This is a genomic window from Micromonospora sp. S4605, from assembly GCF_003176715.1.
GTDB classification, from domain to species: domain Bacteria; phylum Actinomycetota; class Actinomycetes; order Mycobacteriales; family Micromonosporaceae; genus Micromonospora; species Micromonospora echinaurantiaca.
In genome coordinates, this window is the sequence record NZ_QGSW01000178.1 from 156,092 (window position 1) to 168,706 (window position 12,615).

A 12,615-nucleotide genomic window follows, 5' to 3' on the forward strand; every position below is an offset into this window, starting at 1 on the left:
AGGATATGAGAACAGGAAAGGGCCTACGCGTTGTCGCCGCGGCGCTGACCGGCGCCCTCGCTCTGTCCGCCTGCGGCGGCGGCGAGGCCGAGGACAAGGGCCCGGCCAGCCTCCGGGTGACCGTCTGGTCGGCCAACGAGGCGCACCTGAAGCTGTTCAACGAGATCGCCGACGAGTACCGCAAGAGCCACCCCGACGTCGCCGAGATCAAGTTCGACCCGCTGCCGTTCGAGAACTACACCACGACGCTGACCACCCAGATCGCCGGCGGCAACGCCCCCGACCTGGCGTGGGTGTTCGAGAACTCGGCCCCCGACTTCGTCGCCTCGGGCGCGCTGCTGCCGCTGGACGACACTCTCAAGAATGCCGAGGGCTACCAGTACGACGACATCTCCCCGGCCACCCTGAAGCTCTGGCAGCACGACGGGAAGCTGTACGCGTACCCGTTCTCCACCTCGCCGTTCGGTGTCTTCGTCAACAACGACCTGCTGAAGCAGGCCGGCCAGAAGACCCCGGCCGAGCTCATCGCCGCCGGCCAGTGGACCTGGGACGCCGCGCTGGCCGCCGCCGGCGCCACCCAGACCGCCACCGGAAAGGCCGGCCTGGTCATCCGCGACTTCGACTACAAGGGCTGGGACAACCTGTCCACCTTCTGGACGGGCTGGGGCGCCCAGGCCTGGAGCGAGGACGGCAAGTCCTGCGGCTTCGCCAGCCCGGAGATGGTCGACGCGATGACCACCCTGCACAAGGCGATCTTCACCACGAAGGCGCTGCCCGGCCCGGGCACGACCGCCGACTTCTTCGCCGGTGACGCCGCCATGACGGTCACCCAGATCTCCCGCGCCTCGCTGCTGAAGGACGACGGCTTCGCCTGGGACCTGGTGCCCCTGCCGGCCGGGCCGAAGGGGCCGTACGCGGTGGTCGGGCAGGCCGGCATCGGGGTGATGAAGCGCAGCCCGCACGCCGAGGTCGCCGCCGACTTCCTCGCGTTCCTGACCAACCCCACCAACTCGGCCAAGCTGGCCCAGTTCTTCCCGCCGCCGCGCCAGTCCCAGCTGACCGCGGAGACGCTGGCCAAGACGAACCCGAAGCTGAAGCCGGAGCAGTTGCAGAAGGTCGTCATCGACGGCATCACCAGCGGTGTCGTCAAGCCGAGCCACGCCGGGCAGGCCGAGCTCAGCCAGCAGGTCCGCGCCGGACTGGACCCGCTGTGGAAGCCGGACGCGGACGTCAAGGCCGTCCTGGACGGGGTCTGCGCCAAGATCCAGCCGCTGCTGGCGAAGTAAGGAACCCGATGACCCGTACGGACACCAGGGTGGGCCCGGTCCAGGCCCGGCCCGCCCTGGTCCCGGCGCGGCCGTTCTGGACCAGCCGCCGCCGCGACCACCTCACCGGATACCTCTTCATCGCGCCGCAACTGATCGGCAGCGCGGTGTTCGTGATCCTGCCGCTGATCCTCGTCGTCTGGTACAGCCTGCACGAGTGGAACGTGCTCGCCGGCACGTTCGAGTTCGTCGGCACCGACAACTACGCGGCGCTGGCGGAGGACCCCAACCTCGGTTCGGTGCTGCGGGCCACCGGCCTGTTCTCCGTCGGCCTGGTGGTGTTCAACCTGGCCCTGGCGTTACTGCTGGCGGTCCTGCTGCACCAGAGACTGCGCGGGACGATCGTGTTCCGCACCCTGTTCTTCTCCCCCGTCGTCGTCTCGCTGGTGGCCTGGACCATCGTGTGGGGCTTCCTGCTGCAGGACGACGGCGGCGTCAACGGGCTGCTCGACACGGTCGGGGTGGACGGCCCGAACTGGCTGCGCGGCGACGGCACCGCGATGGTGTCGGTCATCGTCGTGCAGGTCTTCAAGAACGTCGGCCTGAACATGGTGCTGTTCCTCGCCGCCCTGCAGGGCGTGCCCCGGGAGCTGTACGAGGCCGCCGAGGTGGACGGGGCCAGCCGGATGCGCCAGTTCTGGCGGATCACCGTGCCGCTGATCAGCCCGACGATCCTGCTCACCTCGATCATCACCGTGGTCGGCTCGCTCCAGGTCTTCGCGCAGATCGCGGTGCTCACCCAGGGCGGTCCGGGCACCTCGACCACGGTGCTCGTCTACTACCTCTACCAGCAGGCCTTCCAGTTCCATCACTTCGGCTACGGCGCCACGCTGTCGATCGTGCTGTTCGCCATCGTGCTCGCGCTCACCGTGCTGCAGTGGCAGATGCGCAAGAGGTGGGTCTTCCATGAGTCGTGACCTGTCGCCGCGGACCAAGCTGATGCTCTACGGGGTGCTGCTGGTCCTGGCGGTTCCGTTCGTCTTCCCGACCTGGTGGATGGTCACCTCGTCGCTGAAGCCGGTGTCGGACATCTTCGCCTTCCCGCCGCAGCTGCTGCCGGTCAACCCGCGGTTGGACGCGTACCAGCGGGTGTTCGAGTTGCAGCCGTTCGGCCAGCAGTACCTGAACAGCCTCTACATCGCCCTGGTGGTCACCGTCGGCACGCTGGCTGTGTCGGCCCTGGCCGGGTACGCCTTCGCGCGGATCCGGTTCCGCGGGCAGAACGTGCTGTTCCTGGTCGTCCTCGCCGGCCTGCTCATCCCGAGCGAGGTGACGATCGTGCCGCTGTTCCAGATGTTCTTCAAGCTCGGCCTGGTCGACACCCACTGGCCGTTGATCCTGGTGCCGATCCTCGGCGCGCCGAGCGTACTGGCGACCTTCATCATGCGGCAGTTCTTCATCAGCCTTCCCGGCGAACTGGAGGAGGCGGCCCGGGTCGACGGGCTCGGCCGGTTCGCCACCTTCTGGAAGATCGCCCTGCCGCTGTCGCGGCCCGCCCTGGGCGCGGTCGCCATCTTCACCTTCCTGCACAGCTGGAACCTCTACCTGGAACCGATCGTGTTCCTCTCCTCGCCGGAGAAGTTCACCCTGCCGCAGGCGCTCACCCAGTTCGTCGACGCCTACGGCGGCCCGATGTGGGACGTCCAGCTCGCCGCGGCCTCGATGACCGCGCTGCCGGTGCTGGTGGTCTTCGTCATCGCGCAGAAGCAGTTCGTCGAAGGCCTCGCGCACACCGGCCTCAAGGGATGAGCGAAGCCGTGGTCGGCGTCGACATCGGCGGCACGAAGACCGCCGCGGCGTTGGTCGGGCCGGACGGGGCGGTGCTCGCGCGCCGTCGGGCGCCCACCCCGGCCCGGTCCGGGCCCGCGGCCGTCCTGGACACCGCCGCGCGGCTGGCCGCGGACCTGCTCGACGCGGCCGGCCCCGGACCGGTCGGGGTGGGGACCGCCGGCACGGTCGACCCGGCGACCGGCACCATCCGGTACGCCACCGACAGCCTGCCGGGCTGGACCGGCACCCCGGTCGTCGACGCCCTGGCCGGGCGGCTGGGTCGACCGGTCCGGGTAACCAACGACGTGAACGCCGCCGCGCTGGGCGAATGCTGGGCCGGTGCCACGCGGGGCTGCCGCGACGTCCTGCTGGTGGCGGTCGGCACCGGGCTGGGCGGGGCGATCGTCCGGGACGGCCGGATCGAGGACGGCGCCCGCGGCGCCGCCGGCGAGATCGCGCACCTGCCGGCCCCGGGCGCCGAACGGCTGCGCTGCGGGTGCGGGCGGTACGGGCACCTGGAGGCGATCGCCTCGGGCACCGGCCTGGCCGCCGCCTACGCCGAGCAGACCGGCTCGCCCGTCACCGGGCAGGCCGTGGCGGAACGGGCGGCCGCCGGGGACGTCGCCGCGCGGCAGGTGCGGGACCGGGCCGGCGCCGCCCTGGGTGCCGCCCTGGCCGGGCTGGTGGCCCTGCTCGATCCGCAGGCGGTCGTGCTCGCCGGTGGCGCGGCCGACACCCTGCTGCCCGCGGCATCCACCGCCTACGCGGCCGAACTGCCGGCGGGCTGGGCCGACGTGCCGCTGCTGCCCGCCGCGCTCGGAGCCGACGCGGTCGTGGTCGGGGCGGCCCGCCTGGCCCTGGCCGAACCGTGACGACTGAGAGGACCAGACAGGTGAACGCCCTCGACGAGTTGGCCGGCGGGCTGGTGGTGTCCTGCCAGCCCCTGCCCGACGAGCCGGACGACCCGATGCGGGACCCGTACGTCCAGGCCCGGGTGGCCGCGTCGGTGGTACGGGGCGGCGCGGTCGCGGTCCGGGTCAACGGGCCGGACGACGTCCGCGCGGTCCGCGCCCTGGTCGACGTGCCGGTGATCGGGCTGTACAAGCACGGCACGGACGACGTCTTCATCACCCCGACGGCCGCCCACGCGGTCGAGGTGGCGCTCGCCGGGGCGCAGATCGTGGCGGTCGACGCCACGGACCGGCCGCGACCGGACGGGCGCACCTTCGCCGACACCGTCCGGTCGGTCCGGGAACGGACCGACGCGCTGGTGCTCGCCGACGTCTCCACCGTCGCGGAGGGCGTCGCCGCCGTCGAGGCGGGCGCGGACGCCGTCGCCACCACGCTGTCCGGCTACACCCCGGCCAGTCCCCGGTCGGACCAGCCCGACGTCGAACTCCTGGCGCGACTGGTCGCACGGCTTCCGGTGCCGGTGCTCGCCGAAGGGCGGTACCGCACGACCGAGCAGATCCGGCGGGCGTTCGAGACCGGCGCCCACGCGGTGGTGACGGGCAACGCCGTCACCTCGCCGCTGTGGATCACCCGCCGGCTCATACCGGCGACCCCTCGCGCGGGGGACGCCCCGGAGAACAGGGAGAGCAGATGAAGAGACGGACCCTCCTGGCCACCGGCGTCGCCGGGCTGGCCGCCGCGACGATCGGCGGACCGGCGTCCGCCGCGGGACGCGACCGGCGGCGGGCGGTGGCGCTGGTGCCGCTGGACGACCGGCCGGTCAACACCTACTGCCCGCAGCTGACCGCGGCGAGCGCCGGCGCCGAGGTGCGGCTGCCGCCCCGGGACCTGCTGGGCCGCTTCCTCACCCCGGGCGACGGCGCCGCCATCGCCCGCTGGCTCGGCGCCATCGGCGGCGTCGACGGGTACGTGATCTCGGTCAGCATGCTCGCCTACGGCGGCCTGATCGCCTCCCGCACCGCCGCACCGACCCTGGCCGCCGCGCTGGCGAACCTGGCCGCGATCCGGAACCTGCGCGCCACCCGGCCAGGTGCGGTGATCGAGGTGCACGACACCATCCAGCGGCTCGCCATCACCAGCACCGGCACGGACCTGGACACGTACCGGGACCTGCTGGTGGAGTGGGCGAAGCTGCACGACCAGGTGGTCAACCTCGGGCAGGAGGAGCTGCGGGCCCGGCTCGACACCGTCCGGGCCCAGATCCCGGACCAGGTGGTCGAGGACTACCTCGCCGCGCGGGCCCGCAACCACCAGGTCAACCGGCTGATGGTCGAGTGGGTCGCCGACGGAACCATCGACCACCTGGTGCTCTCCGAGGACGACACCGCGCCCGTCGGCCTGGCCCGGGCGGAGCGGGTCGAACTGGAGGCGCTGGTGGCCCGGCTCGGCGTCGGCGACCGGGTGGAGATCTTCCCTGGCGCGGACGAGGTCGACGCACTGCTGGTCGCGCGGGTGCTCGCCGCCGGCGCGGCGCCGACCTACCGGGTCGAGTACGCCGGGATCTCCGGCGAGGAGTGGACCGCCCAACTGGAGGGCATCCCGTTCGCGGAGAACATCCGCCGGCACGTGAGTGCCGTCGGTGGACGGGTGGTGGACGGCGACGCGGACATCGTGCTCGCCGTGAACACCCCCTCGGCGGCGCCCGCGCAACGGGCCACCGACCTGGACGCCTTCGTCGGGCGGATCGGCGCGCTGCTGGCCGCCGGCATCCCGGTGATCGTGGTGGACCCGCTGATCGTGAACAAGGCGGACCACGACCTGGTCGCGCGGATGGAGGCCCGGCTGGACCTGGTGACCCTGCTGTCGTACTCGGGGTGGAACACCGGGGGCAACGCGCTCGGGTTGGCGCTGGGGCACGGCACCGCCCGCTGGGCCCACCTGCGCTCCTCCGGCAGCGGGTACGGCGTGCCCGAACTGCGCGGACCCGCCCGGGCGCACGCCGAGTACCTGCTCTACCGGTTCGTCAAGGACGACGGGTGGAAGAACGTGCTGCAGGTCGAGGCGTACGCGCACGCCCGCGACCAGGGCTGGAATCCGCTCGCGCTCTCCGCTGAACAGAAGAGCTACTTCGACGGCTGGGTACGCGACCGGCTGGTGCCGCTGACCGAGCGCTACTTCGCCGACCACTTCGCCGGGCACCACGTCCCGCTGGGCCGGCGGGGCGCGAAGACGTTCACCGCACCCCTGACGCGCGTGGAGTCGATCCGGGTCGAGCTGCCATGGGACCGACTCTTCGAGGTGACGCTGGAGCCCCGGCTACGACTGTCCTGACCGGACGGCCGCCGTCGCCGTCCGCCTCCTCGTCCGAGCCACCGTAGGGAGACGTACCGATGATCGAATCCCCACCCCGGCGGGCCGTCGCGGTCCGACCCGCGCCCGGACGGACGGCGGTCGGCCTGGTGGCCGGCCTCGTCCTCCTGGCCGCGACGGCGGCGGTCCCGCCGACCGGCCCCGCCGCCGCGGCTCGACCCGCGTCGTCGACGTCGGTCTACCGGACGATGCCGACCGATCCGACGGCGGTCGTCCTCGGCAGCGAGCAGTTCCCGGTGCACGGCGACGGCATCGGCGACGACACGGCCTCGCTGCAGGCGGCGATCGACGAGGCGTCCCGCCGCGGCGGGCAGAACTGGTTGGGCAACATCGTCGGCGGGGCACGGGACGTGACCGTCGGCGACGGCGGCGGGGTGGTCTTCGTGCCGGAGGGCCGCTATCGCCTCTCCCGACGCGTGGACCTGCACGCCTCGGTACGCGTGATCGGTTTCGGAGCCACCCGGCCCGAGTTCCACCTCGGCGAATCGACCCCGGGCTTCCAGGACGGCACCGAGTCCTTCCTGTTCGCGGCCGTGCGCCGGCCCTTCCAGCCCGGCACGGCCCGCACCTTCGGCAACAACGACACCTTCGGCACCGGCCTGGTCAACCTCGACATCCGCATCGGCGCGGGCAACCCGGCGGCCGTGGCGGTCCGGTTCAGCGGTGCCCAGATGTTCCTCCTGCAGGACCTCGACATCCATGTCGGCGACGGTTATGCCGGCATCGACCACAACGCCAACCTGATCCAGCGGGTCAAGGTCCACGGCGGCCGGTTCGGCATGTTGGCCTACGCCGCCTCACCGGGCTGGCAGACGACAGTGCTCGACACCACGTTCGAGGGACAACGCGACGCAGCCGTCAAGCTGCACACCGACAGCAAGTTGAGCCTGATCCGCAACCGCATCGCCCACACGCCCGCCGGCATCGTCGCCACCCCCGGCCAGACACAGCGGCTCTACGTGCAGGATTCCGTCTTCGAGGACATCGCCGGGGCGGCGATCACACTCAACGACAGCGACTCGGTCCCGGCAACCGAGGAGCCGGAGCTGGTTCGTGCCCAGAACCAGCTCAACGTCGTCCAGACCGGAGTGGCCGGGGTGGGTGCCCTCCTCACCACCGCCCCGAGCGGACGCACCTGGGCCGGCCCCGGCCCGTCCTACCTGGTCCGGGACGCCACGCTCGGGCTGCGCGTCAGCGACGCGCTCGGTGACGGCGAGCGGCGCAGCGACCAGGTGCTGGTCTCGGCGACACCGGCCGCACCGGCGAGCTTCCACCGGTTGCTGCGCTCCGACATCCCCCTGCCGCCGCCGAGCGACGACTGGGTCAACCTGGCCGAGTTCGCGGCCGCGAGGGGCGTCACGGTGGGCAGCGGCACCAGCGACGACCACGCCATCTTCCAGCAGGCCATCGACCAGCACGACACCGTGTACGTGCCGATGGGCGAGTATCTGATCGGGGACACGCTGCGGCTGCGACCGCAGAGCAACCTGATCGGCCTGCACCCACGCCAGACGTGGCTCACGTTGCCGGATGGTCACGCGGCGTTCGCCGACCCCGACCGTCCCCGACCGATGATCCAGACCCCGCCCGGCGGTACCAACCAGGTCATCGGTCTCGGCCTGGACTCGGCGCGGCAGACCGCAGGCTCCGTGCACGTGCTCTGGCAGTCCGGCGCGCACAGCCATCTCGCCGACATCGCGACCCAGTTCGTGAAGTGGGCTTCGGAGGAGACCGACCCTGACGACCCGGGCGCGGGCGACCCCGGCTACCAGTACCGGGGCCGGCACAAGTACAGCTTCTGGGTCAAGGGTGGCGGCGGGACCTTCGCCAACATCTGGAGCGTGGCGGGCTGGGCCGACAACGGGTTCCTGGTCGAGGACACCGCCGTCCGGGGCCGCATGTACGAGGTGTCGGTGGAGCACCACGAGCACCGCGAGGTCGTACTGCGCCGGGTGCGCAACTGGGAGCTGCACGCTCTGCAGACCGAGGACCACATCTACGGGTGGCGCTCCCAGGCGGTCGAACTGGACGACGTCCACGACGTGCTCTTCGCCAACACGGTGTTCTTCCGGGTGGCGACGGTCCTCGGGCCCTACCCGTACGCGATGGGCATCCGCGACAGCAGCGGGATCGTGATCCGCGGCACCCGGGGTTACCGCCCCACCAACGTGGCGAACACCAGGTGGGGGGCCACCATCGCCGACGTGGCGACCGGACGCACGGTGCCGGAGCTGGACGTCGCCTACCTGGCCGTCGGTTCGGCGAACGAGCCACCCGCCCCGGCCGGACTGTACGCCGGGCTGGACGACTCCCGGATCACCGTCCTACCCGGCCGGTCGGGCACCGCCGTGCTGCGGGTCCGCAACGACGGTCCCGGTCCGGTCACCGGACTCGCGGTCCGCACCGAGGCGCCCGTCGGGTGGCAGACGCGGACCCGGCAGGACGTCGAGCGGCTGCCCGACGGGCAGGCGGCCACGGCCACCATCGAGGTGCGAGTGCCCGCCGATGCGGAGCAGGACGGGCAGCTCCCGCTGACGGTCTCGTACACGCGGGGCGGGCACCGACTGGAGATACCGCTGACCCTGCAGGTCCGTACGGGCGGGGACAATCTCGCTCGGGACGCCGACGTGACGGCCAGTTCGGTGCTTTCCACCAACGTCGCGGTCAACGCGGTGGATGGCAACCGGACCGGCGCCCGGTGGATCTCCGGATCTGGCGACCCGTCGCCGACCTTCACCCTCGACCTCGGCCGGCCCGCGACGCTGTCCCGGCTCGCCCTCTACAGCGGCGTGGCCGGTTCCGACGCGCTGCGGGTGCGGGCCTTCCGGGTGGAGGTCCTGGTCGAGGGAACCTGGCGGCCGGTCGGTTCGGTCGAGCAGAACGTCGCCAGCCCGGCGAACGTCGACCTGATTGGCGCACCGACGGGGGTCGAGCAGGTCCGCGTCGTGTTCACCGAGCCCAGTCCCACCGACGGTCTGGCGCGGGTCTTCGAGGTCGAGGTCTACGGCCTCCGCTGACCGTTGGTTGGCACCTGTCGCTACGTCACCGGCCACCTCCGGCCGGAGCGCCCACACCGGACTTTCTCCCGAACATCGAAAAGTTTCCTTGGATCGATGGAAAGTGCTAGTGTCTGCGATCGATCTTTCGCGCAGCGAAATCGTAGTGACTGGTCGTGGGGGAGAAAGTGGCACGGCTTCTTCCCTGCCGGGAGGAGGAACCATGACCACACCGAACCGACGGCGACGACGCCGCCCGATCCTCACCGCGGCAGCTGCCGCCCTGGCGACCCTGCTCGCCGCACTCCCCACCCCGGCGACGGCCGCACCCGTCGCCGCCGACGTCCCGCCGCAGGAGCCCGGCGTCACCCTCCGCTCGTACGACATGGGCGTCCCGCTGTCGGCGCTGTGCACCCTCAAGGCCGCGCAGACCCCGAACGTCGACAAACTCATGCCGCAGATCAACTGGACCAGCACGGACGAGTTCGGCCTCGCCGACCGCTTCATCAGCCACGTCACCGGCAACCTCACCGTGCCCGCCGACGGTGCCTACACGTTCCGGCTGACCAGCGACGACGGGTCGCGCCTGACCATCGGCGACCAGCTCGTCGTCGACCACGACGGTCTGCACGGCGAGACCTCGAAGGACGGGTCGGTCACCCTGACCGCCGGCCTGCACCCGTTGTTCGTCGAGTTCTTCGAGAACGGTGGCGGGCAGGTGCTGCGGCTCGAGTGGCGCGTCCCCGGCGCCGACGGCTTCGAGCTGGTGCCGACCACCGCGCTGAGCACCGACGCCGGCGTCGTACGCGTCACCGCACCCGGGTGGAAGTACTGCGAGGGCGCCACCGACTCGGCCGGCGACGGCCTGCCGCTCGACCGGGTGCACCCGGGCTACACCCTCACCGACCTGCGCCCCGACGGGTTCCAGCCGCAGGTCACCGGCTTGGCCTTCCGGCCCGACGGCGACCTGGTCGTCTCCACCTGGGGCGGCACCGACAACGCCACCGGCGAGGTCTACGTGGTCGAGGGCGCCACCGGGACCACCGGACCCGACCAGGTGACCTACCGCAGGTTCGCGCAGGGGCTGCGGGAACCCCAGGGCGTGGCGGTGGTCGACGGCACCGTCTACGTCAGCCAGAAGCACGAGCTGACGGCCCTGCGCGACACCGATGGCGACGGCGACGCCGACGACTACCAGACCGTGGCGACCTGGCCCTGGGGCCGCAACTTCCACGAGTTCGCGTTCGGCCTGCTCCACCGGGACGGGTACTTCTACCTCAACCTCTCGGTGGCCATCAACTACGGTGGCGCCACCACCGTGCCCCAGCCGGCCCCGAACCGCGGCACCTCGATCAAGGTGAACGCCAGGACCGGCGAGATCACGTACGTCGCCGGCGGGCTGCGTACTCCGAACGGGATCGGCTGGGGGCCGGCGGGCGAGGTCCTCGTCACCGACAACCAGGGTGGCTGGCTACCCGCGTCGAAGCTGGTCCAGATCAGGCAGGGGGCGTTCTACAACCACTACACGACGCCCGCCGGCCCGTTCGACGACGAGGCGGTGACGCGCCCCGTCGTCTGGCTCCCGCAGAACGAGATCGCCAACTCGCCGTCCACGCCGGTGCTGCTGAAGCAGGGGCCGTACGCGGGGCAACTGGTCGTCGGCGACGTCACCTACGGGGGTTTGCAGCGCGTCTTCCTGGAGCAGGTCGAGGGCCAGTACCAGGGCGCGGTGTTCCGGCACACGCAGGGCCTGGAGTCCGGCATCAACGAGGTGACCCTCGGCCCCGATGGCGCGCTCTACGTGGGCGGCCTCGGCGCCGGCGGCAACTGGGGTCAGGAGGGCAAGCTCACCTACGGCCTGCAGAAGCTCACCCCCAACGGCACCTCGGTCTTCGAGGTCAAGCGGATGCGCGCCTCGCACGTCGGGTTCGAGCTGGAGTACACCGAGCCGCTGTCGGCCGAGACCGCGCAGCAGCTCGCCGACGCGTACCAGGTGACGCAGTGGCGCTACGGCGCGACGAGCCAGTACGGCGGCCCGAAGCTCGACCTGGAGACGCTCGACGTGGCCACGGCCGAGCTGTCGGCCGACCGCCGCACCGTGAAGCTCCGGATTCCGGGTCTGAAGGAGAACCGCGTGGTGCACGTCCGGTCGCCGCGTCCGTTCTCCTCCGCCGACGGGGAGGAGCTGTGGAACACTGAGGCCTGGTACACGCTCAACGAGATCCCGGGTCGGGTGGTGCAGCCGCAGACGTTCTTCGAGGCCGAGGAGGGTCGTACCGTCGGCGTCGGGATGGCCACCGACCACGCCGCCTACTCCGGTGCCGGCTTCGCCGCCGGATTCGCCCAGGACGGCTCGTCGACCCGCATCTCCGTCGACGTACGCGAGAGCGGCACCTACGACCTGTCGATGCGCTACAGCAACGGCCCGAACCCCTACTCGGGTGAGAAGCAGCTCAGCCTGTACGTCAACGGTGAACGGGTGGAGCAGACGGTCTTCCCCTCCACAGTGACCTGGGAGGAATGGGGCACGGTCACCACGACGGCACGCCTGCGCGAGGGCCGCAACCTGGTCGAGTACCGCAAGGAGGCCGCGGACTCCGGGCACGTGAACCTCGACGTGCTCGCCGTCCGGCCGCACGGGCAGCGGATCACGCTGTTCGGCGGTGGCGACCTCACCGAGTGGCAGCACACCGACGGGCGCGAACCCGAGTGGGCCGTCGCCGACGGCGCGATGACGGTACGCAACGGGGACCTGCGCACGGTGCAGGCCTTCGGCGACTTCCGTCTGCACGTGGAGTTCAACCTGCCGCTGTACCCGCCGGACGTGACCGGCCAGGCGCGCGCCAACAGCGGCGTGTACCTGCAGGACCGCTACGAGATCCAGGTGCTGGACTCCTTCGGCATCGACCCGCCGCAGGTCAACGACGCGGCGGCGATCTACAACCAGAAGGCCCCCGACGTGAACGCGGCGCTGCGGCCGGAGACCTGGCAGACGTACGACATCGTCTACCGGCAGGCCCGCTACGACGCGGCCGGCCAGAAGGTCGCCAACCCGCGCGTCACCGTGGTCTGGAACGGCGTGACGGTGCACGACGACGTCGAGATCCTCGGCCCCACCGGCGGCAGCCGCCCCGAGGGGCCGGCGGCGGGCGCGATCCGGCTGCAGGACCACGGCAACCCGGTCCAGTACCGCAACATCTGGATCGAGCCGCTCGACCGGTAGTTCCGCCAACGGAACGCGG

The 12,615-nt window shown here is 71.6% G+C and carries 8 protein-coding genes; all 8 read left to right on the forward strand.

The genetic code is table 11. The features are described 5' to 3' along the window. Positions 1–5 precede the first annotated feature (5 nt). Positions 6–1,286 carry an ABC transporter substrate-binding protein gene (locus DLJ47_RS14100; protein WP_109900458.1) on the forward strand — a complete coding sequence of 427 codons (1,281 nt, stop codon included), beginning with the start codon at positions 6–8 and terminating at the stop codon, positions 1,284–1,286. 8 nt (positions 1,287–1,294) lie between these two features. Further along, the gene (locus DLJ47_RS14105; protein ID WP_109900459.1) at positions 1,295–2,242 is read left to right on the forward strand and encodes a carbohydrate ABC transporter permease; all 948 of its coding nucleotides are present in this window, start codon (positions 1,295–1,297) and stop codon (positions 2,240–2,242) included. Continuing rightward, positions 2,232–3,074, forward strand: coding sequence for a carbohydrate ABC transporter permease (locus DLJ47_RS14110; RefSeq protein WP_109900460.1), 843 nt, complete (start codon positions 2,232–2,234; stop codon positions 3,072–3,074). Before DLJ47_RS14105 ends, DLJ47_RS14110 begins: the two co-directional genes overlap by 11 nt. Beyond that, positions 3,071–3,967, forward strand: a complete 897-nt coding sequence (locus DLJ47_RS14115; RefSeq protein ID WP_109900461.1) for an ROK family protein — start codon at positions 3,071–3,073, stop codon at positions 3,965–3,967. Before DLJ47_RS14110 ends, DLJ47_RS14115 begins: the two co-directional genes overlap by 4 nt. A 20-nt stretch (positions 3,968–3,987) precedes the next feature. Beyond that, a complete protein-coding gene (locus tag DLJ47_RS14120) occupies positions 3,988–4,701 on the forward strand; it encodes an N-acetylmannosamine-6-phosphate 2-epimerase (protein ID WP_109900462.1) in 714 nt (237 codons plus the stop codon). Next, positions 4,698–6,338, forward strand: a complete 1,641-nt coding sequence (locus DLJ47_RS14125; RefSeq protein ID WP_109900463.1) for a DUF4127 family protein — start codon at positions 4,698–4,700, stop codon at positions 6,336–6,338. Before DLJ47_RS14120 ends, DLJ47_RS14125 begins: the two co-directional genes overlap by 4 nt. A 59-nt stretch (positions 6,339–6,397) precedes the next feature. Continuing rightward, the gene (locus DLJ47_RS14130; RefSeq protein ID WP_109900464.1) at positions 6,398–9,394 is read left to right on the forward strand and encodes a glycosyl hydrolase family 28-related protein; all 2,997 of its coding nucleotides are present in this window, start codon (positions 6,398–6,400) and stop codon (positions 9,392–9,394) included. Between the two features lie 202 nt (positions 9,395–9,596). After that, a complete protein-coding gene (locus tag DLJ47_RS14135) occupies positions 9,597–12,596 on the forward strand; it encodes a family 16 glycoside hydrolase (protein ID WP_109900465.1) in 3,000 nt (999 codons plus the stop codon). The last annotated feature ends 19 nt before the right edge of the window (positions 12,597–12,615 follow it).